Here is a 26,689-nt window from a genome sequence, read left to right on the forward strand (position 1 = left end):
ATCTTGATCTTGGGTTAGATGGTCTGTGGATTGGCCCTCATAATCGTAGGCGTGGACTCCCGTATGATCGGTTTGGTCACAATGTGCGCGACCTGATAAGGCTGTGACGGGTTATCAATCCGGGATAACAGCATCTCCGCAGCCTTGATGCCCATCTCATTGCTATGGATATGAACTGTCGTTAATTGTGGTTCGATAATTCGCGATTCGGGTGCATTATCGAATCCGCATACAACAATATCCTTCGGAACCGTAACATTTCTAGCTCTCAACGCCCGGATCAGATCCACCGCGATGAAGTCATTGGCGCATACATAAGCGGAAGGTAACGACGCCAGCTCTGCAACCCGCTGTTTTATCCATCCCGGCTTGGAGAAGAACAGGCGATCATTATCCAAGATGCATTGGGATAGATCGACCTGCAACCCCGATTCAAGCACCGCCCGGTTATATCCAACCCATCGTTCATTAAAGCTCTTGCAGTGATTGTAATCCCCTGCAAATCCGATACTTTTGTAGCCGCTCTCAATTAACTTTTTGGTTAACTGGTATGTGCTGTGTTCATTCTCCATCAGCAGCAGATCCGCATGAAAATCCGGATAACATACGTTGGAGGCGCAATCAATAAAGATCGTGGGAATCCCCAGATCGGTGATAAGACGGGTATATTCCAGATCAAATAGTTCAATGCAAATGATCCCGTCCACGTTGGATATATCAAAATTGTTGGGAAGTGTAAGTGAATCCTGATCCACATCACGCACGATATGAATGGAGAGATTGTATCCCTCCGCACTGATTCTTTTCTCCAACCCGCTAATCAACAACGAGCCGAAGTGAGATGTATTGGGCAGGTTTTCGGTTAACAGGGCGATATTGCTTGGAGCCTTGGTTAGAACATGCTCACTGTCCATATAGGCGAATTGTTTATATTTAAGTTCAATTGCTTTTTTGATTACACGAGTTCGTGTCTCTTCCGGGATATTTCCGCTGTCATTCAATGCTTTGGAAGCCGTATTCCTAGAGATGCCCAAAGCATCCGCGATGTCCTGTATCGTGACTTTTTCTTTTGCCATCTAGCATTTCACCTCTAATGATCAAATGGTCGTCCATATTAGTATCTAAGTCAAATGTATAATAGATCGAGGCAAATAGCAATTTAATTTTACATATGCACAATTTTGTTTACATTTTAAATTTGATAATATCGCTTTTTGTATGTATTTAGGAGTCCTGTTACAAATGATGTTGTAATCAATTTTTCCTATTTTCTTACTGCTATTAAGGGTAGGGACAATTTCAGGGAATTTGATAAACGTTATATATGAAATTTTATGGACATTCAGTACAAAAACATACGAATATATCATCAAATGCACAATTATTTTTTTACAAAATGTATTGACGAACGCCTGCATTTCCTGTTAAATTGTAAATTATCAAATGAGCAATTGTAAATATTGAAAGCCCTTACTACAAACAATTGTCAACTTAAGTAATGAACGGAGGTAACACGTTGGATAACGCAGTGGACAACAAAAAGGGTACGGGAAGGGTGCTGAAAGAGAGGACATCAACCAGCTACAAGTTGCAGCAGCTCAAGAAGAATTACTTTTTATATTTGTTGCTTGCACCAGCTCTGATCCTGACTCTTGTCTTCAAATACATCCCGATGTATGGAGCCATTATCGCATTTAAGGATTTCAGTCCAATCAAGGGTATTATGGGCAGTGATTGGGTAGGATTGAAGAATTTCGAGAAGTTTTTGGCTTCGCCCAATTTCGATGTCATCTTTATGAATACGCTTAAACTCAGCTTCTTTGGTTTGATTTTCAGCTTTCCGGTACCCATTCTGCTTGCACTAATGCTGAATCAGGTACGCAAGGCCGGGGTGAAGAAGAGGATTCAATTGTTTCTCTACGCCCCCAATTTTATTTCGGTCGTCGTTGTTGTGGGGATGCTATTTATCTTCCTCTCCCCAACCGGGCCTTTGAATCAGCTTGCAACCTGGATTACTGGACAGCCGATCATGTTCATGTCTGAACCTGAATATTTCCGCTGGATCTACATTTTATCCGATATCTGGACCGGGGCAGGCTGGGCTTCGATTATCTACGTTGCCGCACTGGCCAATGTCGATCCGGAACTTCACAATGCAGCCAATCTGGATGGGGCCAATCTCCTCCAACGCATTCGGCATATTGACCTGCCGACGATCCGTCCGATTATGGCCATCGTGTTTATCCTTGCTGCGGGCGGAATTATGTCTATTGGCTTCGAGAAGGCATATCTAATGCAAACCTCGATGAACCTACCTTCCTCGGAGATCATTGCGACCTACGTTTATAAGGTGGGACTGCAATCAGGGGATTATGCTTACTCTGCGGCAGTGGGATTGTTTAACTCGGTAATTAACGTGATCCTGCTAGTGACGGTGAACCTGATTGTTAAGAAATTGAATGAAGGCGAAGGCCTCTATTAAAGAAAGGAGTTATACCCATGGTTGTTAAGCATACGGGAATGGATCGCCTGATTCTTACGTTGAATGCCATATTTCTCACATGTGCAGTACTCGTGGTTGTCGTTCCCCTGATTTATATCGTTATTGCCTCATTCATGGACCCGACTGTGCTACTGAACCGCGGACTGTCCTTCAATGTATCCGACTGGAGCCTGGACGGTTATCAGATGATTCTATCCAATCCGGCCATGATCCGAGGTTTTGGAAATGCCGTGCTTTACTCCGTGTCCTTTGCCTTGTTGACGGTTACCGTTTCGATATTTGCAGGTTATGCCCTGTCGGATGACAGGTTGGCCGGACGAGGATTTTTCATGATTATCTTTATCATTACGATGTTCTTCGGCGGCGGATTGATCCCGACCTATCTGCTCGTGCGCAGTCTCGGCATGCTGGATACGGTGTGGGCCATTATCATTCCGGGAGCGGTTAACGTCTGGAACATCATTCTCTCCAGAACCTTCTTCAAAGGGGTCCCTCGAGAGTTGAAAGAGGCCGCCAATGTGGATGGCGCATCCGAGATGAAGATTTTCTTCCAGATCGTCATTCCGTTGTCCAAACCGATCATATTTGTCCTTGCCTTGTACGCGTTCGTTGGTCAGTGGAACTCCTACTTTGATGCCATGATCTATCTGGATAATCCGAATCTCCATCCGCTGCAGCTTGTTCTGCGTTCCATTCTGATTCAGAACCAGGCCGCGCCTGGCATGATCAGTGATCAGCTTGCGATGGCGGAATTGAAACGGCTCTCGGAGATGATCAAATATTCAGCCATCGTTATTTCGAGTCTGCCGCTTATCATCATGTATCCGTTCTTTCAGAAATATTTCGAAAAAGGTGTCATGGTAGGTTCACTCAAATAGTGAACGGCCTGCGATAACAAGAAGGAAGAAGAATGATCCAATACATTCTATGGAGGTCATCACATGAAAAAAAAGAACAAGTCCAGAAAAGCCGTTACAACTGCGTCCATTTCCATGCTGTCTGCAATGCTCCTGCTCTCGGCCTGTGGCGGGGGAGGAGGCGGAGGCGGTGCAGCGAGTGAAGCCCAGTCGCCCGATGGCAAAGTGACATTGAATTTTATAACACAGAGCTCTCCGCTGGCCCCGGCTGATCCGAACGACAAGCTGATTAATAAAAGACTCGAAGAGAAGACCAATGTGCATATCAACTGGAAAAACTATACGAGTGATGTATTTGTGGAGAAAAGAAATCTGGCGGTAGCCAGCGGTGATTTGCCGGATGCCATTTTTGACGCAGGTTATGGGGATTATGATCTCCTGAAACTGGCCAAAGATGGGGCCATCATTCCACTTGAAGACCTGATTACACAATACATGCCGAATCTGCAAAAGGTACTGGAGGAAGCTCCCGAATACAAGAGTATGATTACTGCACCGGACGGCCATATTTATTCATTTCCATGGATTGAGGAGCTCGGAAGTGGCAAGCAGCGGATTCAGGCAGTGGACAACCTGCCCTGGATCAATGTGGAATGGCTGAATAAGCTCGGGCTGAAGATGCCGACCACAACCGAAGAACTGAAAGAAGTATTGATTGCGTTCAAAACCCAGGACCCGAATGGCAATGGCAAGGCAGACGAAATTCCGCTTTCTTTCATTAACAAACCCGGTGGTGAAGACCTGACATTCCTCTTTGCCGCATTCGGACTCGGGGAGAATTGGGATCATACGGTGGTTACCAATGACGGGAAAGTGGTATTCACGGCTGCTGATGAAGGCTATAAGGAAGCCGTCAAATACATTCACGAGCTGGTTCAGGAAGGTCTCGTTGATGTGGAGGCTTATCAACAAGATTGGAACACCTATCTGGCCAAAGGAAAAGATCAAAAATACGGCATGTACTTCACCTGGGATAAGGCTAACATTACGGGCATGAACGATACCTACGATGTAATGCCTCCGGTAGCAGGGCCAACAGGGGAAGTCAATGTAACAAGAACCAATGGCATCGGACTTGACCGGGGACGCATGGTCATTACCAGCAGTAATAAAAATCTCGAATCCACTGCAAAGTGGGTAGATCAGTTATATGATCCACTCCAATCCGTCCAGGACAACTGGGGGACATATGGGGATGAAACTCAACAGAATATCTTTGAATTCGATGAAGCCAAAGGCATGCTGAAACATCTGCCGCTGAAAGGTGCCGCACCTGTTGAAATCAGACAAAAAACGAGTATTTCAGGCCCGTTGGCGATTCTCGACAGCTACTATGGCAAATACACAACCAAGCCGGAAGATGCCGCATGGCGCATGGATCTCCTGGATAAATACATGGTTCCACATATGAAAGCGGAAAACGTGTATCCAAGCGTGTTCTTCTCCATCGATGAATTAGATCGTTTGTCTACGATTGAAACAGATCTTTTTGCTTACGTGCTGCGGATGCGTACTGAGTGGTATCAGAATGGGAAGATCGATCAGGAGTGGGACGCTTATCTGAAAGAGTTGGATCGTCTTGGCTTGCAAGAGTGGCTTCAGATTAAACAAGCCGGGTATGACCGAAACAACAAATAAAACAACGGGCGGAAAACAGGGGCTGTGCTAGCTTGATTTTAAGCCAATGCATTGTCCCCTCATCCAAGCTTATATGGAGGAGAAACCATAATGTCTACGGTTTTTAAACAAGATTACAGAAGTACCTACCATTTCTCGCCGAAGGAGAACTGGATGAACGACCCGAATGGCATGGTATTTTTCAAGGGAGAGTATCACTTGTTCTATCAGTATCATCCTTATGGTACAACGTGGGGGCCCATGCATTGGGGCCACGCGGTTAGCAAGGATCTCGTTTCTTGGGAAGAGCTGCCTGTGGCTCTTGCTCCCGATGAGAATGGCACGATATTCTCGGGTAGTGCCGTGGTGGATTGGGAGAATACTACCGGATTCTTCGAGGATGGGCCGGGGTTGGTAGCCATTTTCACCCATCACCTCGAAGTGGAGAATCAAAATCCGATTCAGCGACAAAGCCTAGCGTATAGTAAGGATAATGGGAGAACATGGATTAAGTACGAGGGTAATCCGGTATTGAAGCATGACTCGTTCGTTGATTTCCGTGACCCCAAAGTATTCTGGCATGAGCAGAACGAAGAGTGGGTGATGATTATCGCTAGCGGTCAGACGGTTTGCCTGTACCGTTCCCCCAATCTGAAAGATTGGGAATTCTCGAGCGAATTCGGCGAGGGTATTGGTTCGCATGACGGCGTATGGGAGTGTCCCGATCTGTTCCTGCTGAATGTGGATGGAGAGCCAAGTTTGCGGAAATGGGTGATGCTGGTCAGCATCGGTGCGGACCCTGCCTTCACAGAAGGTTCCAGAACCCAGTACTTTACTGGCGAGTTCGATGGAAAGACATTTGTACCAGACGAGGCTTCACATACTGTTCGGTGGATTGACCATGGTCGTGATAATTATGCTGGAGTGAGTTGGTCTGATATTCCTGCAGAGGATGGCAGACGCCTCTTTATCGGCTGGATGAGCAACTGGATGTATGCCAACCTCACACCAACCGAAGAATATCGAGGTGCCATGACTATTGCTCGGGAACTGGCGCTGGAGACCAGAGGGGGAGAAATTGTATTGATCCAGCGTCCGGCACACGAATTGGAGCAAGCCAGAACTCCGGTCTTGTCCTTGCAGGACGTTTCGATAGGTCATGTGCAGGAACAACTGAAAGACCTGAAGCTGGTCAGTTATGAGATTCATATGGAGTGGGCACCGAATCAGTCAATCCATTTTGCATTGAGAAGCGGGGCAGGTAACGAAACGGTTGTGGGTATTGATTGTGAACGAAATGAGGTTTATGTGGATCGCAACCAATCGGGAGTTTCTGATTTTCATGAACATTTTTGTGGTCGTCATGCAGCTCATTTGTACACCACAGAGGGGAACTTGAACCTGCGTATCTATGTCGATGAATCATCTGTAGAGGTTTTCGCTAATGGCGGGGAAGCGGTAATCACGGATTTGATCTATCCGGACGAGAGTTCCAAGGGGATTTCAATGGAGGCGAAAGTCAGGGATATCGTTATCTCATCACTGAATATTTATGAGTTGTCTCCGGTGAAGAGAGAAGGATAGGCGGATGAGAGCAAGGAGGAACGTAGTCATGCGCATAGGGGCGATTGAAGCGGGCGGAACAAAGTTCGTCTGTGGTATTGGCGATGAACACGGAGTTATACAGGACAGGATCAGTTTCCCAACGGAACATCCGGATACGACACTTTTGAAGGCTGTTGACTATTTTAGGGATAAAGGGGTAACAGCGATCGGGATTGGTTCCTTCGGTCCGATTGATCTTCGGAAAGACAGCCCGACCTATGGTTATATCACAACGACACCCAAGTCGGGTTGGGAAAATTGTAATGTTGTAGGGACTCTTCGACGCGAGTTCCCCATTCCGATTGGTTGGGATACCGATGTGAATGCGGCTGCCCTTGGTGAACTCAAATGGGGAGCAGCCCAAGGATTGCACAGCTGTGTATACTACACGATTGGCACAGGGGTTGGGATTGGTCTGATTGCGGAAGGGAAACGGGTACACGGATTGATGCACCCGGAGGGTGGTCACATCATGACGAGAAGGCACCCGGATGACACTTATCATGGATTATGCCCCTATCATGGTGATTGCCTGGAGGGAATGTCAGCAGGCCCCGCAATTGAAGCCCGCTGGGGGCGAAATGGCAGTGAATTGGCTGTGGATCACCCCGCGTGGGCGATGGAATCCTTTTATCTGGCTGAGGCCATTACGTCTTCCATTCTCCTTCACTCTCCGCAGAAGGTGATATTGGGCGGTGGTGTGATGCAGCAAGCTCATCTGTTCCCCATGATTAGGGAGCGGGTTGTGCGAAATCTGAATGGTTATGTGAATGCAGCTCAGATCACGGAACATATCGACCAATACATTGTACCGCCGGGACTTGGACAACAGGCTGGACTGTGTGGGGCCGTTGCACTGGGGTTGGAAGCATTGCAACATTCGGCGGCGTCTGTTTCATAGTTTGTAATATCAAGCTACACCTCAGGAGGGGCGCGCGGGTACAGGTTTACTTATTTTGCATAAGGAACTGTATGGTGCCCCTTTTTGAATTTTTTTGTATCTGTGATATAGAGGTGTGATATATGGATGTGCATGATCAATTAAAAGAAAAGAGGGTATGCCATGAAATTTATTTCGGGATTCATCGGGTGTTTCTTGCTGTTAAGTGTTCTCGGATCTCCTTCTGTAGGTGCGTATTCCATCCATTCTGATGAGAGTAGGGAGATGCCAATGGGTGCAAAGGGAACATCCGAAACTAATGAAATGACCGTAGAACAACCAGAGGAGGGGGCTGACATATTGTCGGACGTGTCCAAGGCAGTAACGAATTTGTCGGGTTGGAGAATGGAGGGCAAAGGCAGTCTGGAAGATACGGATGAAGGAATCCTTTTGACTTCTGATGTCGGGGAGAATGTGATGGCCATATCAGCCACACGAGCCGATAATTTTATCTACGAAGCTGACTTGATGATTCAGGATATGAAAGCGGATACAAGTCTTATTTTTCGCTCCAATGATACAGGCTGGGCTTCATATATGCTGCAAGTCATTCCCCAGGCTGGTGTGATACGTCTAAAAGATGCAAGTGGACAGCCGGGAACGTTAAATGTAGAACATAAAGTAAGCCTGGAGTCTGGAGGTATCTATCATCTGAAAGTGAAAGCGAACGGGGAGAGCCTTCAGGTATATTGGGATAATCGGTATGACCCGGTGATTGATGTGAAGGACGGTGCCTACTCGTCAGGGAATCTGGGGCTCCATGTATGGGATGGGTCGGCGTTGTTCCAGAATGTGCAGGTCAGTACCATGAATGGCAACATGGGCAAACCGATTAGCAGCATAGGCGAATGGCAGCCGGATTTGAAAGGCTATAAAGGGAATGGAAACGCTCAGGGCAAAGGAAGAGTCATTTACGAGAAGGCGGCGTCTGATTTTGTATATGAGGGGAATATATCTCTAGCAAATACGAGTACCTCAGCAGCGCTGTTATTCAGGGCGAGTCCAGACGGAGCGAGGGGATATGAAGCAGCCCTGATCAGGGAAGGGGAAGAGGTTCGGGTGCAACTGCGAAAAGCTGATGGTACCGTGCTCGCCAGCTCGGATCGAACATACCCAAGCCAACCGGGTGCGAAGCATCACGTTGAAGTTATTGCCTCGGTCGACCTTATTCAGGTGTATATGGATGGTTATTCTCCAGCGGCTGTCGAGGTCACGGACACAAGTTATGCAAGTGGTCATGCAGGGTTTGTTGTTCAACAAGGTACGGCCTATTTTCAGGATACATACATCAGCGAGGAGTCGGCGTACTATAAGGAAAACTATCGTCCCCAGTACCATTATTCTCCGATTCGGGGATCGGCAAGCGACCCGAACGGGTTGATCTATTACGAAGGAGAGTATCATCTGTTTCATCAGGATGGAGGTACTTGGGCTCATGCAGTCAGTTCTGATCTTATAAATTGGAAGCGTTTACCTATTGCCTTGCCATGGAATGATCAGGGCCATGTATGGTCGGGAGCGGCTATTGCCGATCTTAATAATGCATCCGGTCTATTCTCGGATTCGGGTGGTGAGGGTCTGATTGCATACTACACGTCTCATCATCCGGATAAACCGGGTGGCAATCAGCGCATCGGTCTTGCCTACAGCACCGATCAAGGCCGGAATTGGAAATACGCTGAAGATCGCCCGATTGTCATTGATAACCCTGGCAAGAAAGGTGATGATCCGGGAAGTTGGGATTTTCGTGATCCGAAGGTCGTTCGGGATGAAGACAACAACCGCTGGATTATGGTTGTATCCGGTGGCGATCACATCCGGTTCTTTACTTCAACGAATCTGCTCGATTGGACATTAACCGATAACTTCGGATACGGGGACTACGTTCGTGGTGGTGTATGGGAGTGTCCTGATCTGATTCAGCTGCCTGTAGATGGAACAGGTCAGCGTAAGTGGGTGCTTATGATCAGTACAGGGGCCAATCCGAAGACTCAGGGTTCTGATGCGGAATATTTTGTAGGCCAGCTGACAGCTGATGGGAAATTCCTGAACGATTATCCAGCAGGGCAGGTGTTGAGAACGGACTTTGGGAAGGAGTTCTACGCATCGATGTCCTTTGCAAATATGCCAGACCAGCGGAAAGTCATGCTTGCATGGATGACGAATTGGGATTACCCGTTTGAATTCCCTACCTCCTCCTGGAAAGGACAACTGACCATTCCGAGAGAAGTATCTCTCCGATCCACGGATGAGGGAGTGCGCTTGGTACAAACACCAATCACTGAGCTCCAGACACTACGGCAAAATCTGTATCGTGCACAACAGTTGTCGGTAGGACCAAATACCAGAAATCCGCTTGATGGTCTAACGGCAGGGGCATATGAGATTGAAGCTGAAGTGGAAATTACAGCTCACAGTTCTGTAACCGAGTTTGGTTTTCAACTGCGTCAAAGAGAAGGACAGAAAACTACAGTGGGGTACAGAGTGGATAAGCAGAGCATGTTCGTGGATCGCACCACCTCGGGTGACGTGAGCTTCTCCGACTTATTCACCAAGGTCCATGAAGCCCCGTTACAACCGGAAAATCAAAAGGTGAAGCTACGCATATTTGTAGATGAATCCTCTGTTGAAGTCTTCGGCAATGATGGCAAGGTTGTTTTCTCGGATGTCATTTTTCCAGATCCGGCAGGCAGAGCAATGTCGTTCTATAGCCTTGGTGGGGAAGTGAAGGTCAGCTCCATGAAGGTGCACGCCTTGGACAACATCTGGAGAAAGAGCACGTCCTCTAGGACGCAGGTTATTGCAGATGTGCAAAGAAGGATGGCGAATATAGGGCAGACTCAAACCCTGTACGCCACAGTTGAGGGCGGACCAGGTAAAGGTGTTCAACCGTTGAAATGGAAAGTGAGCGATCCTAAAGTGGTGCAGATCGTTCATTCTGGCAAAACGCAAGCGACGGTTAGGGCCGTGAGTGGAGGTGAAGCAGTAGTAACGGTATCGACAGCTAACGGCAAAGCTTCTGCCAAAATACCGATTACAGTATCCAGCGGCACATTCCACACCAACTTGTCTGGCTGGAAGTCGGATAAATCATCTGCCCAATGGCTTGTTTCCAAACAAGGCATACAGGGCAGCCATAATGGAGATTCACAGTATATCGCAAAGGAAACGGCAGGCGATTTTCAATATGATGCTGACCTGACGCTGGGCGCTCAAGGGGGAGCGGGGTCTATTGTATTCCGTGCCAGCGAAGATGGACGAAGCGGCTATTATCTGAATATTGACCCTAATCTGAAGGCCATCCGACTTTTTTATAAAGTGAACGGGAAAATCGAAAATCGGCAGGTGCTTGCCCAAATCCCAAGATTCATTCGTAAGGATCAAACGTATCACATCCAGATTCAAACGGACGGTCCCCGTATCCAGGTTGATGTAAACGGTGAGCGAATAATGGATCTTCAGGATGGAACGTTCGCCGAAGGGCGTTTCGGTGTTCATGTATTTGGTGGAAGTGCTTCCTTCCAGAATGTGAATGCAACCCATATGAAGAAAGCAGATTTGGGGACGGTGGTCATGGGTAACGCAGGACGTCCCGTTGCGTTGCAGGCTGTTCCATCTGAAGCAGGAGAAGTGATAAAGGTTGCTGACGAGGCAGAGAGTGCAAGTGAAGCCTTTAAATGGGTACTTGTACCGACAGGAGATGATTCCGGCTCTTACTCCATTCGAACATTGAGCGGAATGTCTCTTGATTGGGATGTAGGACAGAATCGTATTCAGCTCTATTCGTATCTTGGTTATGCGAATCAACGCTGGATCATTTCAAAGAATGAGGATGGGACGATGCGCATTACAAGTTCTCATAACGGGAAAGCACTTGGCATATCCGAGGATGGGGCGGAGCTGGTAATGGGTGAGCTTCGTCAAGAGAACAAGTATCAAAAATGGGTTTTTAAGCAACAATAATAGCGAAAAGGGATGCAAGTATCGCCAAGCGCGCTCACGGTGAATATTTACGAATTGTTTTCGCTAGTTTATACCTATCGTTCGCTTTTATGTGTTATTTTCATGTTAACTATATCTTTTGGGTTGCCTAAAATCATAGATATATGTATAATCAATCGTGTTAACACGTCGAACGTACGGTAGTAAATGATGTGGGTGAGTTCATGGAACTGCTGGACAGCAATGAGAGCAAGAAGAAGATGTGCCAGTATTATAACGAAATTTCGAAGGAACTGTTCGGCTTTGGGACCACTCTCCTGAGAGTGACCATTGATCAGAACATCGTGACCTTCTACGCGAAGCACCGACGTTCACCGCGCTCTGACGCCCTGGAAGGGGAGGCCCCCGGCTTGAAGCTGGAAGTGGACTTCCGCATGTCTGTCTTGTATAAGAAGAAATTCAGGGAGAAGTTGGAGCAACACATGGGTTTGCCAATCGAAGCTGTATTACGGGATTATGATGCGTCCACGCAATGGGCCATTACGAATGTGATATTGGAACAGCCATAGGATGGATCGACAGGTTCGATGCATGCGTTGCACATAATTCTAATTCATCATTCGGATTCCGAACAATTTCATATGATGGCGTCTGATCTTCGGATTGATTCTGAAGCAGAAACCGATGATGTACCGGCAGCGGGTGTCGCTTTCCTTTGTTTACGAAGAAAAGTGTTCTTGTTTATACAAGAATGCTTTTCTTTTTGTTTTTTTAAGTTGAACTAGCCCTAAATAACGCATGTACCCTTCGAAAATCAGAAGACCTTCCGATCGCTGTTATCCCAAGATTTCTTTTATTCCCTTTATTAAGGTAGAAATTTTGTGATAAAGGCGAACACTCCGTTTCTCCAGGTTCTTTCTGTTTTCTACGTGAAATGCGTTATCAAGCTAGTTCAACTTAATGGTTTGGGTTGTTAAATCACACATTTCAGGAGGAATCAGGATCATGATGAAGAAGTGGATTAGCGGTTTGGCGGCAGTGGCAATGACATCGGTTTTACTTGCAGGATGCGGCAGCAGTACAGAGGATGCAACAGGTGGATCAGGCAGTGGGGGGACGGCGCCAACCAAGCTGGTTATCTCCACATGGGGGTTCTCGGAAGATTTCTTCAACGAAGAAGTATTTGGTCCATTTGAGAAAGAACATAATGTAGACATCGTACTTGAAGTGGGTAACAACGCGGAGCGTTTGAACAAAATCCGCCAAGGTACCTCCAATGTCGATGTGATCTATCTGTCCGATTACTATGCACAGCAAGGCATCGATGAAGGTTTGTTTGAGAAAATCGACCGTTCCAAAATTCCGAATGTGAACGATATTTATGATATTGCCAAAGCACCGCTTGGCGAAGATTACGGCCCGGCCTACACGGTTGGACAGCTCGGAATCGCCTATAACCCGGACCTCGTTTCCAAAGAAGTGACTTCATGGTCTGATCTGTGGGACCCGGCATTTGCCAATAACCTGACCATTCCGAACATTACAGCAACAGCAGGCCCAATGGTATTGGATGCAGCTTCCCGTGTAGCCGGAAACGAAACCTTTAATGAAGATGCAGCATTTGCGGAACTGAAAAAATTAAGCGGCAACGTTGTTAAATTCTACACTCAAACTTCCGAATTCGTGAACATGTTCTCCCAGGAAGAGATCGCTGGCGGACCGATTATGGAAATGTACTTCAAGGACCTGAAAGCGGCTGTGCCAAATGCGAAGTTTGTTACACCTAGCGAGGGTGCGTATGCAGTCATGAATACGATCAACGTCGTTAAAGGCAGCAAGAACAAAGAACTCGCTGAAGAATTCATCAACTGGCAGCTGAGCCAGGATGTACAAGCCAAATCGGCCAAAGCCAAAGTGGATTCCCCGGTAAATACGAAGGTTGAATTGACTGCCGAAGAAGCTGAAGGCGTAACGTATGGAGCAGATGTGGTTGGCAAGCTGAACAAGCTGGATATGGAATTTGTGAATCAACAGGCCAAAGCATGGACTGATCGTTGGAACCGTGAAATTGCCCAATAAGCTTAATCAGTTTAGAACGAAGAGGTTGAATGGCAGTAGAGATATGGATTCTGCTCGACAAACCAAATTTGCAGCAAGCAACCATTTAACAGCGAGGAGTTGGGAATGTATGAGTGAAACGGGGAATCACATCATTCTGGATGTGGATACCGGTATTGATGACGCGCTGGCGATTCTGCTGGCTGTCAAGAGTCGGAAGCTGGACATTCTCGGCATTACCACGGTCTGTGGGAACGTATCACTCCAGCAGGCGACGGATAACACATGTAAAATTCTAGAACTGGCCGGAGCGACCTCCATTCCAGTCATTGCCGGAGCGGCTGGCCCACTCACGCGCAAGTCTCACTATGAACACCGGGTACATGGACAAGACGGATTGGGTGGTGCGCTGCCTGATCCGGCGGTGTCCAAGCGGGCGGATGAAGGCTTCGCCCCAGACTTTATCGTTGAACAAGCGAAGTTGTATGCAGGCGAGCTGACACTGATTATGACCGCGCCATTAACCAATCTGGCGCTGGCGTTAATGAAATGTCCTGAGCTACCTACATTATTGAAGGAAGTCATCTTCATGGGTGGCGTCGTACGCGGACATGGCAACATTACACCGACAGCCGAATACAACACGTATGCTGACCCTGAAGCCGCACGTATTGTACTGCATGCAGGCTTTGAGAAGCTCACGCAAGTAGGTCTGGATGTAACCCGTCAAACGCTGCTGAATGAAGAAGCCATTGAACGGTTAACTGATCCGGTATTACGTGATTATGTGGCACAGAGCACGGAGATTTACATCAAGCGGTATGAAGAAATGAATGGGATACGCGCCTGTGCCCTGCATGATCCACTGGCAGTTGGCGTCGCACTAGCCCCGGAACTCGTTGGACGCAAGTCATATTACGTGGATGTTGAAACCGCCAGCCGATTGTGCGATGGCCAGATGGTATGTGACTTTCAAAACCGGTTGGGCCAGCAGTCCAACACACTCGTCTGTGAAACGGTAGATGCCGAAGCGTTCCTTGAACTTTTTATCAACGCGTTAAATGCGTAGTTATGATCTTCACGGCATTGGGGTTAAATTTAAAAATCAATCCTTACGTATTTCGCTGCTAGTGGAGGGGACGAAATCGATTCTGAAGAAGCGAAGCGTTCGCCTTTATCCTTGGATTTTTCCTTCTATATAAGAAAAGATCAAGAAAATCCAAGGATAACAGTGATCGTAAGAACGATTCGTAACCGGAACGGCTGGTGCGATGAACATGGCGTTTATTTTGAAATGTGCGCCAGTGAAACGTGTGAATAAAACCATTTTACAAGTCAGGAGTACCGCGATGAAGAAATCAGTAATCTACTGGCTATTGCTGCCGGGGTTTGTGTTTTTGGCGGCATTTATGATCATTCCGATTGTCCTGACGATCGGATCGACTTTTTTTCAGGAAAACTCCTTCACGTTTGAAGGATACATGCATTTTTTCAGAGACCCTTACTTTTTGAAAATATTGCTTACGACGCTGCAGGTCAGCGTGGTCACCACCATCGTCTGCGTGGTGCTCGGATTCCCGACAGCTTATTATATTTCACGGAAAGCGCCGCGCCGCAAAGGCATTCTGCTGGCGCTGGCAATCTTCCCGCTGCTAACGAGCCCTGTCGTGCGCTCGTTTAGCTGGATGATTATTCTCGGACGCAAAGGGCTGATCAACAATGCCCTCGTTGGACTCGGTATCGTGGACAAGCCGCTGGATATTCTGTATACGCCGGCAGCCATGATGATAGGTTTGACCCATCTGTTTCTGCCACTCATGATCATCTCTCTGGTCGGTGTGCTTGAGAACATCGATGGTGATCTGCTCAAGGCAGCACAGAGTCTGGGTGCATCACGCTTCACGGCATTCCGCCGGGTGGTTTTCCCGCTGGCCGTGCCAGGGCTTGTGATCGGAGCTGTACTTGTGTTTGTCGGAAGCCTGACGGCTTATACGACGCCTGCGCTTTTGGGAGGCAAACAGCGCGTCATTGCGACGTTCCTCTATCAGAACGCGATGACCCTGAACGACTGGTATCTGGCCTCGGTCGTTGCCGCGATTATGATTGTGATTACATTTGTCGTGGTCGGTGTCATGAACAAAATGGCCAAAACTTTAAATCCGAAGGGGTAGACATATGCGGGAGAAACATATCGGGCTGGGCCTGTTCAGTCTGCTGGTCTTTATCTTTCTGCTGGGCCCGCTTCTGATCATCTCGGTGACTTCGTTTGAACCGGGGACGGTACTCAAATTTCCGCCGGAGGGTTTCTCCCTCCGCTGGTACGAGAATATTTTCAACACAGGCGGTTTCCTCCGCACATTCCAGACATCCATTATTATTTCCCTGCTGGGGAACTTGCTGGCGCTGTTACTCGGGGTTCCGGCTGCGTATGCACTTAGTCGTTACGATTTCAAAGGCAAGTCCGTGCTGAATGCATTGTTCCTGTCTCCGGTACTCATTCCGGGAATCGTGCTTGGTTTTACATTAATGAAATACCTGATCGTTATCTACCATCTGCCGATGTATCTGGGTCTGCTGATTGGTCACACGATTATTATGCTTCCATTTATTATTCGCGTCATCGCATCGAGTCTGTCGAGCTTTGACTTTGCGGTGGAAGAAGCAGCCCTGAGTCTTGGCGCGGGACGGGTAAGAACATTCTTCCAGATTGTGCTGCCAAACATTCGTTCAGGAATTATCGCAGCGGTCCTGATAGCCTTTCTGGAGTCCTTCAACAACGTGGACATTTCCGTGTTTATGACCGGACCGGGGGTAAGCACATTGCCAATTCAGATGCTGACCTATGTGGAAAATTATTTTGACCCAACCATTGCAGCCATTTCCGTGCTCTTGATGGTATTAACTGGACTTTTAATGTTCGTGATCGAACGGATCATGGGCGGATTCTCATATTTTACTAAACGTTAATTGGAGGCGCAGAACGCTATGGCATTGCTGACATTAGACCACGTATCCGTGGCATACGATAAGCAGACAATCCTGAAAGATTTTCAGTTGGAGCTGGAAAAAGGCAAGCTGCTCTCCCTGCTCGGACCGAGCGGTTGCGGCAAAACAACTACGCTGCGCCTCATCGCCGGGTTTCTGGAAGCATCTCAGGGCAAGTTTATGTTCGGCGGCAGGGACTACACGAAGGTTCCGGCGAATAAGCGGAACTTCGGATTTGTATTTCAGAGTTATGCGTTGTTCCCGCATCTGTCTGTCTATGACAACGTGGCCTTCGGCTTGCGGATGCGCAAGGTGAAAGACAAGGATATCGCGTCACGGGTAATGCGTATTCTTGAAGTGGTGAACCTGAACGGCTTCGAGAAACGATTCCCGCAGGAACTGTCCGGTGGACAGCGTCAGCGTGTGGCGATTGCCCGTGCACTGGTCATTGAACCGGATTTGCTGTTGTTCGATGAACCGCTCAGTAACCTGGATGCCAACCTGCGGCTGAACATGCGGGTCGAGATTCGCCGGATTCAGCAGGAGCTGGGTATTACAACGCTCTACGTCTCTCATGATCAGGAAGAGTGCTTCTCGATCTCAGACCAGGTTGCGATTATGAACAAAGGCGTGGTCGAGCAGCTCGACCGCCCGGAAACCATTTTCAAATACCCGGCGACGGAATTTGTAGCCCGGTTTATCGGGTTCCATAATTTTATTGAATTCGCAGAGCGCAGTGATGCAGGAGAAGTGATCACGCTGAAAGCGGGAGGTCGTTTGTTCACCGCAACGGCTCATCCTGGAACGGCACGTCCCGGTGCACGCAAAGGTGCGATTCGCCCGGATGATCTGATCGTTAGTGGAGATACCTCTGCAGAAGTGTTGAACGCTTTGCCAGGTATTATCAAAGTAAGCACATACCTTGGACGCAGCTATCAGTACGTCATTGAGACAGAACTTGGCGACTTCACAGCCAATCAGGAGATGGAGACGCCTTATCTCAGCGGACAGCGGGTTAATCTGATTTTCCCGCAGGACAAGCTTGTCCTTGTGGAATAGCAGCAGGAAGCAGAAGCAGCAAAAGAGGCATTTTATCAGTTGAATCCAGGTGTTCCGTTACAGTGTATGGAATGGGAATACGTGATATTGGTGCGGCATATCCAAAATGGCTGTCTCCATTCCATATGGCTAATGGTAAACGGCTGCTCTGGTTCTGGAAAATGCCCATGAAGAAGGAGATTATGCCCCATGCGTGCAGATCAACTAATTGTGAATGTACATGTGTATAACAGTTATTATAAACGTTTCGAAACGAACAACGTGGCTGTACTGGACGGCAGATTTATGTATGTTGGTTCAGGCGGGCCGGAGATGATTGAAGCGGATGAAGTGATTGATGCACGCGGACGTTACATGATCCCGGGCCTTATTGATATTCATCTGCACATTGAGAGTACAATGGTGACACCAGCAACCTTTTCCCATGGCCTGATCCGCTGCGGGGTAACGTCCATTGTAGCGGAACCGCATGAGATGGCGAATGTGTTTGGGCTGGAAGGTGTGCAGGAGATGATGTCGGCCAGTCGCGAGACAACGGTGGACATGTTCTACGCTATCCCAAGCTCCGTTCCGGCGACGCCAATGGAAACAACGGGTGGTTCCATCGAAATCGAAGACATGGATGTTCTTTTGGCTACTGGAGAGATTATCTGTCTGGGTGAGATCATGAACTATGTGGATGTCATCCGTGATCCGGAATGCAAGACTAACCAGATTCTTCAGCATATTCGCAAAAACTATCCAGATCTTGTGATCGAAGGTCATACCCCGAAATTACTTGGAATGGATCTGCACCGACTGATCTATGCGGGCATCGATTCTGATCATACCCATCAGAGCATTGAGGGATTGCAGGCGCGAATTGCGGCAGGCATGTTCATTGAAATTCAGGAAAAATCGATGACGCCAGAAGTCATGGAATATCTGATTCAGCATGATGTCGCTCAGCATTTCTGCTTCGTAACGGACGATGTTATGCCGGATTCGCTGGTGGAACGGGGGCATTTGGATCATATCGTACGTAAGGCCATTCGGATGGGTATGCGCCCCGAAGATGCGATTTACGCTGCAACCTCAACCCCAGCATCCCGGATGAAAATGACTGATCGCGGTAGCATTGCCCCGGGCAAAGTGGCGGACTATGTGCTGCTGTCCAACTTAGATACACTTGCAGTAGAGCAGGTATACAAAAATGGCCGTAAAGCTTATGACGACTACGAACCGTACAAGCAGGACCGGATTAGTGGACAGTTCCCACCTCACTTTTACAAGAGCGTGCAATTGGATCTGCTGGGAGCCGAGGATTTTGCAATCCGTTTGTCTGATCCGAAGGTGAATGGGCAACGTGAAGGATCAGACTCGGATGCACAGTTATCTGAAAATGGTTTAAACAACTGCCGGGTTATGATGGTGAAGGATGGTTCAACCTTTGTGGAAGAGCATATTGCACAGGTCCAGGCTGCGAATGGTGAACTGCTCTGGGAAGAGAGCGAGTATGGACAGATTGCGACCTTTGAACGTTATGGTGTGAACGGCAATCGGGCACACGGTTTGATTGGTGGAGACACGATCAAGCGAGGTGCCATTGCGACAACATATTCACATGATAACCACAACCTATTGGTCGTAGGACGCAATCGTGAAGATATGATCCTGGCAGCTAACACGGTGATTTCGAGCCATGGCGGGTTCTGTGTGGTGGAAGATGGCAAAGTATTGTCTCATCTCGAACTTCCAGTGGGTGGCATTTTGACGGAAGAGCCGCTGGCGGTAGTGTCACACCAAGTGAAAGAGCTGCGTGCAGCGATGTTGTCTCTTGGTTATGTGCACTATAACCCGATCATGTCCATCAGTACCCATTCCCTTGCGGTAAGTCCGGCTCTAAAAATTACCGATCACGGCCTAATTGATGTGAATGCAGGCAAGGTTGTACCGTTAATCGTGGAATCGTGTTAATTATAAAAAAATGGCGACACCCCATTTCACAACCATCATGTTGTGAGACGGGGTGTTTTTTTTATGTATACCTTTAGAGACGGATTTTCTTACTTAGTATGTGGAATTTGTTTCTACGGTGTGTCGTCCATATAGGTAGTTATTCTAACTTTTTATACTATTTTACAAAATAATGGATAAAAAAAGTAACTATTTTCCTTTTTGGGTGTCTATATATGTGAGGGAAATCCTCAACACTGGTTATAAGGAGCGTGAATGTTATTAAAATTTAATAAGACTTGGTTAATTGGGGTACGTTTGCTCTAAGCTTCAGCTTAATGGGCAACTTGTCAGGAGAGCAACTCAGGGCAGGAAAAGAAATTCAAATTCAGGCCTAGTAGCATTCAGTTCTATAATAAACTCCCAGGTACACCGGACAACGAGAAGAAAAAGCCCTCATTGACATGCAGATGCTATCGAACTGGTATCTAAGCAATTGCATACAGATGGTATCAATCTTGAAGAGGAAATGTTATGACGAAATATTATAAAATAGGAGGTTTTTTTATTATGTTAAAGGCGAAAAAGGTTTTTTTGCCAGTATTAATGATTTTGTCTATTTTCTGTTTAAGTTTATCTCCAAATTTGAGTGTTACAGCACAAGCGGATAACAGCCAAGATTTTGCTGTAGTTATAGGTAATGAAGCCAAGGAATTGATCGATGCAACGCTACATGGAGTAGAAGCAGGTGAAATTGAGAATATCGCCCCTGTGTCTGCTTTTGATTTGGAAAAATCGAGTGTGTACACGGTTGGCGGTGGAGTTACGGTTGTTACAGTTCCTTTGCATGGGGATTATAGCCTTCCTAGTAACGTAACAGTATTCTTCGATGAGGATAATACCGTATTGCAGACAAATGAACTGTTGGTGACCAAGAATGAGGCAGGAAACTTCCGAGTTGAGACGTATTTGAATGGATCAGTTGTTAAATCCGTGGACACTGACAGACCTTATATCACAGATGAAGAAATACTTGCAGAAGAGCCAGTTAACTCTGGAATTCAACCGCAGAGCGTAGGCGCAGTGGCAGGTTGTCTTGGAGCAGTGCTTGGCATTGGTGGTACGGCGGCTTATATTATTGCGGTTGCGTGCGGTGGTTCGTGTGCAGTACCGACACCCGTGACTGCTCCGATATGTGCTGCATGTATTGGTGCATATGCAGTTCTTGGTGCTGGTGGTATCGCTGGAGCAGTAGCTTGTTTCAATTACCTGTGAGGTGATTCGATGAACAAGATTTTAGCGTTCTCGATTTTGGGAATGGGTTTAACTGGTGCCGTTTTAATCATCTCAATTGCTCTGTTGTTTAACCCCCCAATAGGAAGTGTGTTGAAGATGGTTACTGCTGCTTCAACATTATCTTTTATTATATTTGCTGTCTCGGCTTTGGTATTTCGACGGCGATTAGATGATGAAACAAGAGAGTAATATATTTATACTTCCTCAATTTAGGACGAATGATTCCCAGTAGCAATCCTAACAATGTTTCTACTCAAGAAAAAAAGCATTCTTCTTCAGGAGATGCTTTTTTTTCTGCTTATCTTCAGAAAATAATGAAAGATATCTCCTCCAACATGCATTCTCCCCTACAAGCACCCATGCCAGAAAATAGAATCCTCTGTTTTAAAATATATAGAGTTTGTTTCTATTGAGCTGTGTCCGGCTCTAACCTCAAATATCTTACTAATGCCCCTGATCATCTTGTAAACCTGATCAATTTTTATTTTTTTAAGATTTGCCGATTCATTTTCTTCCAGCTCCCTGGCTTTACACCATAACTGATTAAAGAGCATCAGATCCGCACAGTGGCTTTCAATACCTTGGTTTTCCATAACAGTCCAATATAGTTCTACATCTGCCGCATCCTCTTGCCAATAGAGTTCTATAATGGGCATAAACCGTTCTGCAAGTCCGTTGTAGTATAGGATTAAAAACTAACGGAAGAGATCCTACAAGTAATTCATTTCTTGGACGGGGCAAATGGAAACATATATATTAAGTAGAGAGAATGTTTAGAGCAACGGCAGGAGGATAAGCAACGATTATGGAAATAACAAATGCTACTAAAGCCATCTTTTTCGATGTAGACGATACCTTGTATGACCACTTGCAGCCGCTGCGTGGCGCATTACAGCAAGTTCTTGGTCTACCAGATGATTTCCCGTATGGGGAGGCATACCATCGCTTCCGTTATTATAGCGACTGGCTGTCTGCCCAAGAAGATTTGTCTGCTGTACCCGAACCGGGAGCGGTAGAAAGGATGCGTCATCGCAGATTTGAGCTGACCATGGCGGAATTTGGACAACCCTTACAACCGGGCCAGGCTGAATCACTGCAAGCACAGTATTTGAGTAGACAGTTTCAGATCCAGCCCTTTGAGGGAGCGTATGAACTTATTCGAAGACTTCTTGCAGAAGGGCATACGGTAGGGTTAATTACCAACGGAGAAGGAAAACATCAGCAGCGGAAGCTTGAAGCGCTGGATGTATTCAGCCTGATTCCCGAGGAACGGATTTTCATTTCGGGTACCTTAGGTTACGCCAAGCCGGATCGCCAATTGTTTGAGCACGTAAACAGACAGACAGGAACGGATTTCAGTTCCAGCTATTATATCGGCGATTCCTGGCGCAATGATGTTGTTGGTGCCGTCGATGCCGGATGGAAAGTGATCTGGTTCAACCATCGCGGGGCTCTACCAGAATCAGAACATCAGCCTCATCATGTTGCGTGTAGTTATGAAGAGGTAAGCTGCATCCTCACATCAGAGTTGGTTCAACAATAAGCTTGCTATGCGTTGGCGCGGTCCTGATCCCTCATTGAGGGTCAGGGCTGTTTTTGTTGTTGTATACGATGTGAGAATCGTCATTGTATATCAGTGTAATTCGAGGTATAGATACTATGTCTACACGTAATGAATCGCTCTTTCAACATTGACCAAAGATGAAGGAGGACTTCATGTAATCTTCATTTGAAAGAGTAGGCTAAAGCCTTCACAACGGAGATGGGCAGTGTTATAATTAAAACAAGATTTAGATTAAGTCTAAATTAAATAAGCGAAATTAAGCTTAAACCAAACGTATGCAGCTTACAAACGAATAACAATTTAAAAATTCAATGTGTAATTCGAGAGGGGATAAATTCCATGAGCACAATCCAAACTACAAACAATACTTTTACAAACCATGCCACTGAACTTCAAGAGGTCCTGAACCGCCAGATCGCAGGTTGGTCTGTACTGTACACCAAATTGCACCACTTCCACTGGTATGTGAAAGGTCCTCATTTCTTCACACTGCATGCCAAATTCGAAGAGTTGTATAACTTGGCTACAGCGAATATGGATGAAGCCGCAGAGCGTTTATTGGCAATTGGTGGACGCCCGGTCGCAACGATGGCTGAACAACTGCAATTGTCACCTGTTAAGGAAGCACAGGGTCAATTATCTGCTGAACGTATGGTTGAAACGGTAGTTGCTGATTTGCAAGCCATGGTGGAAGTCATCAATGAAGGTATTCATGTTGCGGGTGAAGCTGATGACAATGCGACAGAAGACATGCTGATCGGTTTCACTGCTGGATTGGATAAAGAGGTCTGGATGTTAAACGCATTTTTGGGTAAATAAGCTAAGTTACCCTGCATCCTGACAACGATATGTAGAGTCCGTGAACAAAGTGCCCGTTCGCTTACAAATCCGGTGTGCTTGCCGTATAATGATGGCATTCAAGATGTATAGATTGGTGGAGTGAATAATGCGGACAGACCTGGATGAACTGCGGGATGAAGCTGAACGGTTTATATATAGATGTTATGAAGAGCTGGGCCATACGCGTGAAGACGCGCAGGCCCGGCTTGTTGCTGTTTTGGACGAAATTGAGCATACAGGCACATATGTGCACACTGCGGATGAACTGGAACATGGCTGTAAAATGGCATGGCGGAACAGCAACCGCTGTATCGGGCGGCTATTCTGGGATAAACTGCGAATCGTTGATGCGCGTCACGCGGATACCGCTGAATCAGCAGCGGATGCTGTGCTGCACCACATAATAGCGGCCTCCAACAGAGGCAAGATTATTCCAATGATTACGATCCTTCCACCTGATGGACCGAACGGAGCACCCGTGCGGATTTGGAATCACCAACTCATCCGTTATGCCGGATATGAGACGACGGAAGGCATTATGGGTGATCCTGCATCTGTTGAGTTGACGAAGGTGGCAATGTCGCTTGGATGGCAAGGAGAGGGCACGCCATATGATGTGCTTCCACTCATTATTCAGGTGAAGGGACAAGCTCCGGAGTGGTATTCTGTGCCCGAGGAAGACATCGTGGAAGTGAGGATCGAACATCCGGAGCATCCCGAGATTGCTGAACTGGACATGCGCTGGTACGGTGTGCCGATGATTGCCGATATGCGGCTGGAGATTGGCGGCATATCCTACCCAGCAGCACCATTCAATGGCTGGTATATGGGGACTGAGATTGGTGCACGCAATCTGGCGGATACGTTTCGGTATAATAAACTACCAGCGGTGGCGGCAGCCCTTGGCCTGAATACGTCGAGTGAAACGACACTTTGGAAGGACCGAGCTTTGGTAGAGCTGAATGTAGCTGTGCTGCATTCGTTCAAGAAGGCTGGCGTCAGCATTGTGGATCACCACACGGCGGCGGCTCAATTTGCCTTGTTTGAACAGCGGGAAGAGAAGGCCGGGCGCGAGCTGACAGGTGATTGGGTTTGGCTGATTCCGCCGGTGTCGCCGGCAACGACGCATATTTTCCACAGTTCCTATCGCAATGATATTGTGAAGCCCAACTTTTTTCGTCAGGATCAGGCTTTTACCCTGGATGGAGGATTATCTGGAGCAACAATGGAGAACAGTATAAAACAGAATACAGAGCAAGTGAATCGCCAGCTACAGGACGAAGATTCACCGATGAAATGCCCGTTTGCGCATTAATGTGCAAGCGGGTTATTTTTTGCTGTGTTTCCATCAAGCGCAAGCTCTAAAATAGGAAATAAAGCTGAAGATTCTTTCTCTATATGGAAATGAATTGCACTTCTATAATAAGGATCGAGACTTAATATAGGAGGCCTACCCCATGGGTTACATTGAATCGCTTCGAGAAATGGTTGGCAATGCACCCGTTATTCTGGTGAGACCGAGTATTTTGATATTGAATAAATCAGGTGAAATTTTGTTGGTTCGACATGTCGACAATACCTGGGGAGTACCGGGTGGTTTTATGGAGTTGGGCGAATCGGTGGAAGAGTCGGCGAGGAGAGAGGTCAAAGAAGAGATTGGAATACAGATCAAGAAACTTGTGCTATACGGCGTCTTTTCGGGGAAAGAGTTATATACGAAATTAAGGAATGGGCATGAATATTATAATGTGGTCATTGGTTATATTTGTACGGAGTTCGAAGGCGAGTTGAAGCCCGACGGGGTGGAAGTTCTTGAAGCGAAGTTTTACAAGCCGACGGAATTGCCTGAGAACACAGACCCTTATTTGAAAAGTAAAATCGAAGAAAATGCACTACATATAGCAACTTTATTAGGAGTAAATAAATGAATGGAGGCTGCCCACTGATGTGGGCAGTCTTGTGCGTCTACACCCGTTTCGATCTGTAACGGCTGCGCATCACAGCCTGAACGGCAATGGCAGCAGCAATCAGAAGCAGATTGAACACAAACACGGTATACAGCGATCCACGCTCTACAAGCAGGGCAGCAACCAAAGGAGATACAATCGAGCCGATCTCGGCGGCAGAGACGATTTTACCTATGACGGAACTTCTGCCCTGGTCCGGGATATGATCCCCAATATGAGCAAAGAACGAATCCATGTAACACGCACCACCAACCCCGCCGATCAGCATACCCACGTACACCCACACATAAGAAGATGTACTCAGGAAAACGACCACCTCGATGCCAATCATCAGCATGCCGAACATGCAGAGCAGCAGGCGATCCCCCATCCGATCAGACAAGTAACCTGCTATAGGGGCAGCCGCAAGTGTAGAGATTCCGGCTACGGTAAAGGCAAGGCTGGTCGCAAACGGGTCCCAGTGCATGATATGAGTCGCATACAGCGCAAAATAAGTCAGAAACACGGCATAGGCGCTCATCTCCAGGAAATGAACCGTGCCGTAGCCGATCAGTTGTTGCCGCCGGGTAAGTCCGGTGGGTGGTTCTGAAATGGTTGGGCTTGGTGTATCGTTTACTGGAGAAAGGGTGTAATTCATATTCATATTCGTTTTCGTTTGTTTTACAGCAGTTGAAATCACGTCTGAGGCCTGACTGCTCACCTCACTTTCGGATGCAAGACCTGCTTTTGTTGCGGACTTTATCCCCATTGCCGCACCCACAGCCATCAAACAGCACAGCGTAACAAGCAAAAAGGGTACCGACAACGGCCAGTGCAGCGCAAGCCAGCCGCTAATGACCGGACCCAGTACCATACCTCCGCCCTCACTGCTGCTGATATAACCATTGTACAGGCCGCGGTTATCGACATTGCCCCCGTCCCCGATAATGGAGCGCACGACGACCGTTAGTCCGGTCGAAGCGATCCCTTGCAGCAGCCGCAGCAGGCCGAATAGAAGCGGCACAGAAGATACAGCGAAACCGCCCATACAGACAGCAAGAAGCAGCAGCATGGCAATAAGTGCCCGTTTGCCCCCGATTTTCCGATAGAGCGCCGCAGCAGGCACCCCACCAATTACCTTTCCCACATAAAAGAGTGCAAAAATAACCCCCATCATCCAACCGGACAGGCCGAATTCCTCAATAAACAAAGGAAAGAGGGGGAGGATCATGAAACCGCCCATCTGACTCAGAAAACAAATGATCATCAGTAAAGGCAGGTTACGGCGAATATCCACCAACAAGACTCCTTTCGCACAGAAACTGAACTCCGAATCTTCCTTCAATCGCTCTACAAGGATGCGTAGATATCGACATATACCCGTAATGTATGCTGCATTTGTGTAAATAAGAAGAAATAACACAGAGCGTTTACACCAAAAGCATTGCGGATATAGCTGAATCATATATAATAGATGGGATT

Annotated in this window: 22 protein-coding genes; 19 read left to right on the top strand and 3 right to left on the bottom strand. The window is 47.2% G+C overall.

What is annotated here, in order from left to right:
* Window positions 1-14 precede the first annotated feature (14 nt).
* Window positions 15-1,076 (bottom strand): LacI family DNA-binding transcriptional regulator, encoded by a 1,062-nt coding sequence (locus ACFTRD_RS22640; RefSeq protein ID WP_379383958.1) that lies wholly within the window; start codon window positions 1,074-1,076, stop codon window positions 15-17.
* 422 nt (window positions 1,077-1,498) lie between these two features.
* Between ACFTRD_RS22640 and ACFTRD_RS22645 the strand changes: the two genes are divergently transcribed.
* The 15 genes from ACFTRD_RS22645 (at window position 1,499) to ACFTRD_RS22715 (ending at window position 21,046) form a co-directional block, all read left to right on the top strand.
* The gene (locus ACFTRD_RS22645; RefSeq protein WP_379383960.1) at window positions 1,499-2,482 is read left to right on the top strand and encodes an ABC transporter permease; all 984 of its coding nucleotides are present in this window, start codon (window positions 1,499-1,501) and stop codon (window positions 2,480-2,482) included.
* Window positions 2,483-2,499: 17 nt separating this feature from the next.
* Window positions 2,500-3,381 (top strand): carbohydrate ABC transporter permease, encoded by an 882-nt coding sequence (locus ACFTRD_RS22650; protein ID WP_192271497.1) that lies wholly within the window; start codon window positions 2,500-2,502, stop codon window positions 3,379-3,381.
* Between the two features lie 63 nt (window positions 3,382-3,444).
* Window positions 3,445-5,058: an ABC transporter substrate-binding protein gene (locus ACFTRD_RS22655; protein ID WP_379383962.1), complete on the top strand. Its 1,614-nt coding sequence runs from the start codon at window positions 3,445-3,447 to the stop codon at window positions 5,056-5,058.
* A gap of 90 nt (window positions 5,059-5,148) precedes the next feature.
* Window positions 5,149-6,621: a glycoside hydrolase family 32 protein gene (locus ACFTRD_RS22660; RefSeq protein WP_379383964.1), complete on the top strand. Its 1,473-nt coding sequence runs from the start codon at window positions 5,149-5,151 to the stop codon at window positions 6,619-6,621.
* Window positions 6,622-6,649: 28 nt separating this feature from the next.
* Complete coding sequence (locus tag ACFTRD_RS22665) at window positions 6,650-7,543, top strand: ROK family protein (protein ID WP_379383966.1); 894 nt, start codon at window positions 6,650-6,652, stop codon at window positions 7,541-7,543.
* A gap of 162 nt (window positions 7,544-7,705) precedes the next feature.
* Window positions 7,706-11,545 (top strand): GH32 C-terminal domain-containing protein, encoded by a 3,840-nt coding sequence (locus ACFTRD_RS22670; RefSeq protein ID WP_379383968.1) that lies wholly within the window; start codon window positions 7,706-7,708, stop codon window positions 11,543-11,545.
* Between the two features lie 203 nt (window positions 11,546-11,748).
* The gene (locus tag ACFTRD_RS22675) at window positions 11,749-12,093 is read left to right on the top strand and encodes a DUF2294 domain-containing protein (RefSeq protein WP_379383970.1); all 345 of its coding nucleotides are present in this window, start codon (window positions 11,749-11,751) and stop codon (window positions 12,091-12,093) included.
* Window positions 12,094-12,532: 439 nt separating this feature from the next.
* Window positions 12,533-13,603: an ABC transporter substrate-binding protein gene (locus ACFTRD_RS22680; RefSeq protein WP_379384446.1), complete on the top strand. Its 1,071-nt coding sequence runs from the start codon at window positions 12,533-12,535 to the stop codon at window positions 13,601-13,603.
* Window positions 13,604-13,712: 109 nt separating this feature from the next.
* Window positions 13,713-14,651, top strand: coding sequence for a nucleoside hydrolase (locus ACFTRD_RS22685; RefSeq protein WP_379383972.1), 939 nt, complete (start codon window positions 13,713-13,715; stop codon window positions 14,649-14,651).
* A gap of 280 nt (window positions 14,652-14,931) precedes the next feature.
* Window positions 14,932-15,753: an ABC transporter permease gene (locus tag ACFTRD_RS22690; RefSeq protein WP_379383974.1), complete on the top strand. Its 822-nt coding sequence runs from the start codon at window positions 14,932-14,934 to the stop codon at window positions 15,751-15,753.
* Between the two features lie 4 nt (window positions 15,754-15,757).
* Complete coding sequence (locus ACFTRD_RS22695; protein WP_192271485.1) at window positions 15,758-16,549, top strand: ABC transporter permease; 792 nt, start codon at window positions 15,758-15,760, stop codon at window positions 16,547-16,549.
* A gap of 18 nt (window positions 16,550-16,567) precedes the next feature.
* Window positions 16,568-17,626 (top strand): ABC transporter ATP-binding protein, encoded by a 1,059-nt coding sequence (locus ACFTRD_RS22700; protein WP_379383977.1) that lies wholly within the window; start codon window positions 16,568-16,570, stop codon window positions 17,624-17,626.
* Window positions 17,627-17,815: 189 nt separating this feature from the next.
* Window positions 17,816-19,582, top strand: a complete 1,767-nt coding sequence (locus ACFTRD_RS22705; protein WP_379383979.1) for an adenine deaminase C-terminal domain-containing protein — start codon at window positions 17,816-17,818, stop codon at window positions 19,580-19,582.
* Between the two features lie 513 nt (window positions 19,583-20,095).
* Window positions 20,096-20,836 carry a hypothetical protein gene (locus ACFTRD_RS22710; RefSeq protein WP_379383981.1) on the top strand — a complete coding sequence of 247 codons (741 nt, stop codon included), beginning with the start codon at window positions 20,096-20,098 and terminating at the stop codon, window positions 20,834-20,836.
* Window positions 20,837-20,845: 9 nt separating this feature from the next.
* The gene (locus ACFTRD_RS22715) at window positions 20,846-21,046 is read left to right on the top strand and encodes a hypothetical protein (RefSeq protein ID WP_379383983.1); all 201 of its coding nucleotides are present in this window, start codon (window positions 20,846-20,848) and stop codon (window positions 21,044-21,046) included.
* A 158-nt stretch (window positions 21,047-21,204) separates the two neighbouring features.
* Here the strand turns inward: ACFTRD_RS22715 and ACFTRD_RS22720 are convergent, their stop codons facing one another.
* Window positions 21,205-21,513, bottom strand: coding sequence for a hypothetical protein (locus ACFTRD_RS22720; RefSeq protein ID WP_379383985.1), 309 nt, complete (start codon window positions 21,511-21,513; stop codon window positions 21,205-21,207).
* A gap of 149 nt (window positions 21,514-21,662) precedes the next feature.
* On the opposite strand from ACFTRD_RS22720, the gene ACFTRD_RS22725 reads away from it, so the two are divergent.
* The 4 genes from ACFTRD_RS22725 (at window position 21,663) to ACFTRD_RS22740 (ending at window position 25,189) form a co-directional block, all read left to right on the top strand.
* Window positions 21,663-22,400 carry an HAD family hydrolase gene (locus ACFTRD_RS22725; RefSeq protein WP_379383986.1) on the top strand — a complete coding sequence of 246 codons (738 nt, stop codon included), beginning with the start codon at window positions 21,663-21,665 and terminating at the stop codon, window positions 22,398-22,400.
* A gap of 360 nt (window positions 22,401-22,760) precedes the next feature.
* Window positions 22,761-23,240 (top strand): Dps family protein, encoded by a 480-nt coding sequence (locus ACFTRD_RS22730; protein ID WP_379383988.1) that lies wholly within the window; start codon window positions 22,761-22,763, stop codon window positions 23,238-23,240.
* 127 nt (window positions 23,241-23,367) lie between these two features.
* Entirely contained in the window at window positions 23,368-24,576 is a 1,209-nt protein-coding gene (locus ACFTRD_RS22735) for a nitric oxide synthase oxygenase (RefSeq protein ID WP_379383990.1), read from the top strand.
* A gap of 142 nt (window positions 24,577-24,718) precedes the next feature.
* The gene (locus ACFTRD_RS22740; protein WP_379383992.1) at window positions 24,719-25,189 is read left to right on the top strand and encodes an NUDIX hydrolase; all 471 of its coding nucleotides are present in this window, start codon (window positions 24,719-24,721) and stop codon (window positions 25,187-25,189) included.
* Between the two features lie 37 nt (window positions 25,190-25,226).
* Here the strand turns inward: ACFTRD_RS22740 and ACFTRD_RS22745 are convergent, their stop codons facing one another.
* On the bottom strand, window positions 25,227-26,504 hold the full coding sequence (locus ACFTRD_RS22745) for an MFS transporter (RefSeq protein ID WP_379383994.1): 1,278 nt from the start codon (window positions 26,502-26,504) through the stop codon (window positions 25,227-25,229).
* Window positions 26,505-26,689: the final 185 nt, after the last annotated feature.

It is taken from the genome of Paenibacillus sp. NPDC056933 (assembly GCF_042674385.1).
GTDB lineage: Bacteria > Bacillota > Bacilli > Paenibacillales > Paenibacillaceae > Paenibacillus.

Excerpts from the sequence above, each read along its gene's own strand:
- ACFTRD_RS22640 (WP_379383958.1), bottom strand. The coding sequence starts at position 1,076 with ATGGCAAAAGAAAAAGTCACGATACAGGACATCGCGGATGCTTTGGGC.
- ACFTRD_RS22645 (WP_379383960.1), top strand. The coding sequence starts at position 1,499 with ATGAACGGAGGTAACACGTTGGATAACGCAGTGGACAACAAAAAGGGT.
- ACFTRD_RS22650 (WP_192271497.1), top strand. The coding sequence starts at position 2,500 with ATGGTTGTTAAGCATACGGGAATGGATCGCCTGATTCTTACGTTGAAT.
- ACFTRD_RS22655 (WP_379383962.1), top strand. The coding sequence starts at position 3,445 with ATGAAAAAAAAGAACAAGTCCAGAAAAGCCGTTACAACTGCGTCCATT.
- ACFTRD_RS22660 (WP_379383964.1), top strand. The coding sequence starts at position 5,149 with ATGTCTACGGTTTTTAAACAAGATTACAGAAGTACCTACCATTTCTCG.
- ACFTRD_RS22665 (WP_379383966.1), top strand. The coding sequence starts at position 6,650 with ATGCGCATAGGGGCGATTGAAGCGGGCGGAACAAAGTTCGTCTGTGGT.
- ACFTRD_RS22670 (WP_379383968.1), top strand. The coding sequence starts at position 7,706 with ATGAAATTTATTTCGGGATTCATCGGGTGTTTCTTGCTGTTAAGTGTT.
- ACFTRD_RS22675 (WP_379383970.1), top strand. The coding sequence starts at position 11,749 with ATGGAACTGCTGGACAGCAATGAGAGCAAGAAGAAGATGTGCCAGTAT.
- ACFTRD_RS22680 (WP_379384446.1), top strand. The coding sequence starts at position 12,533 with ATGAAGAAGTGGATTAGCGGTTTGGCGGCAGTGGCAATGACATCGGTT.
- ACFTRD_RS22685 (WP_379383972.1), top strand. The coding sequence starts at position 13,713 with ATGAGTGAAACGGGGAATCACATCATTCTGGATGTGGATACCGGTATT.
- ACFTRD_RS22690 (WP_379383974.1), top strand. The coding sequence starts at position 14,932 with ATGAAGAAATCAGTAATCTACTGGCTATTGCTGCCGGGGTTTGTGTTT.
- ACFTRD_RS22695 (WP_192271485.1), top strand. The coding sequence starts at position 15,758 with ATGCGGGAGAAACATATCGGGCTGGGCCTGTTCAGTCTGCTGGTCTTT.
- ACFTRD_RS22700 (WP_379383977.1), top strand. The coding sequence starts at position 16,568 with ATGGCATTGCTGACATTAGACCACGTATCCGTGGCATACGATAAGCAG.
- ACFTRD_RS22705 (WP_379383979.1), top strand. The coding sequence starts at position 17,816 with ATGCGTGCAGATCAACTAATTGTGAATGTACATGTGTATAACAGTTAT.
- ACFTRD_RS22710 (WP_379383981.1), top strand. The coding sequence starts at position 20,096 with ATGACGAAATATTATAAAATAGGAGGTTTTTTTATTATGTTAAAGGCG.
- ACFTRD_RS22715 (WP_379383983.1), top strand. The coding sequence starts at position 20,846 with ATGAACAAGATTTTAGCGTTCTCGATTTTGGGAATGGGTTTAACTGGT.
- ACFTRD_RS22720 (WP_379383985.1), bottom strand. The coding sequence starts at position 21,513 with ATGCCCATTATAGAACTCTATTGGCAAGAGGATGCGGCAGATGTAGAA.
- ACFTRD_RS22725 (WP_379383986.1), top strand. The coding sequence starts at position 21,663 with ATGGAAATAACAAATGCTACTAAAGCCATCTTTTTCGATGTAGACGAT.
- ACFTRD_RS22730 (WP_379383988.1), top strand. The coding sequence starts at position 22,761 with ATGAGCACAATCCAAACTACAAACAATACTTTTACAAACCATGCCACT.
- ACFTRD_RS22735 (WP_379383990.1), top strand. The coding sequence starts at position 23,368 with ATGCGGACAGACCTGGATGAACTGCGGGATGAAGCTGAACGGTTTATA.
- ACFTRD_RS22740 (WP_379383992.1), top strand. The coding sequence starts at position 24,719 with ATGGGTTACATTGAATCGCTTCGAGAAATGGTTGGCAATGCACCCGTT.